Below are 517 nucleotides of genomic sequence, written 5' to 3'. Positions count from 1 at the left end.
ATCTACCGTAACGGCGACATCTACTTTGGTCGATAGTTCACCATCTGTAGCCGTTAGTGTTATTACATAGTCGCCTGGTCTGTTAAAAGTAGCAATCGTGTTACCAGCCGCATCTTTGGTAAATATAGCCTGACCGCCTTGAACTCCGCTTTTCAGCGACCAGCTGGTATCCAGCGTCCCATTAGGTAAGCCGTCATCTGTCATATTGACCAGCATCTTCGCTTTTAAAGGGATTTTCGCAGTCGTATCTTGTTGGACAATCACGACCGGCGGCGTATTCACAGCATCCGGAGCTTTAACACCGGTACGGAAGACTTGGAGTTCTTTGACGCCAACATTTGAGCCTGGCTTAGGAGTCATCAGAACTCTTACCTTTTGTGCCGTAATTTCTGGGAATTGAATGTGATTATAATTGGCTAGTGTTGGAGATTTGTATTGCTTCGGAACAGCAACCCATGCAGAAGTGGCTTCGTCGTAGTATTGGACGGTATACATGTAGTATTGGACGGTATACATG

General features: G+C 46.0%; 1 protein-coding gene. It reads right to left on the bottom strand.

Annotated features, from left to right (window positions below):
* Nucleotides 1-517: hypothetical protein (locus AC1DUA_RS40360; protein ID WP_477504982.1), on the bottom strand; the 517-nt coding region annotated here is incomplete at both ends.

The sequence above is a fragment of the Paenibacillus sp. 01T422 genome, assembly GCF_056398785.1.
Note: the sequence above shows the minus strand (reverse complement) of the source record. Positions and strands in the feature narration are given on the sequence as shown.